At 64.4% G+C, this 399-nt stretch carries 1 pseudogene; it reads left to right on the top strand.

The features are described 5' to 3' along the window. A pseudogene (locus JOY50_RS28625) lies at positions 1 to 376 on the top strand (hypothetical protein); the annotation flags it as partial. Between the last annotated feature and the right edge of the window lie 23 nt (positions 377 to 399).

Genomic DNA, 399 nt, shown 5'->3' with positions numbered 1-399 from the left:
CACCAATATCACGCCGGCGCTGACGCTCGGCTGCGGCGCCGTTGGCGGCGGTTCCAGCTCCGATAACGTCGGCCCGATGAACCTGCTCAACATCCGCCGGGTCGGCTACGGCGTACGTTCCATCGATGAACTGCGCGCGCCGGGCAGCCGCCCTGAACCGCAGCCGACCATCATCACGCCGGCAGCTAACCCGCAACGCAGCATTCTCGACGACGTGCGCTTCACCTCTCCTGGCGCCGCGACCCCCGTCGCGACCACCGGCAGCGCAGGGGCAGATAACCGTTTTGCTGTCGCCGCCGTCGAAGCGGAAGGCGAGATCAACGAGCAGAACGTGGAACGCATCATCCGCCAGGTGCTTGAGCGCTTAGGCCAGTAACGCATTGAAATAAGGCGATAAAA

Source organism: Pseudomonas sp. BP01 (assembly GCF_022760795.1).
GTDB lineage: Bacteria > Pseudomonadota > Gammaproteobacteria > Pseudomonadales > Pseudomonadaceae > Aquipseudomonas > Aquipseudomonas putida_Q.
This window is presented reverse-complemented; position numbering and strand designations above follow the sequence as displayed.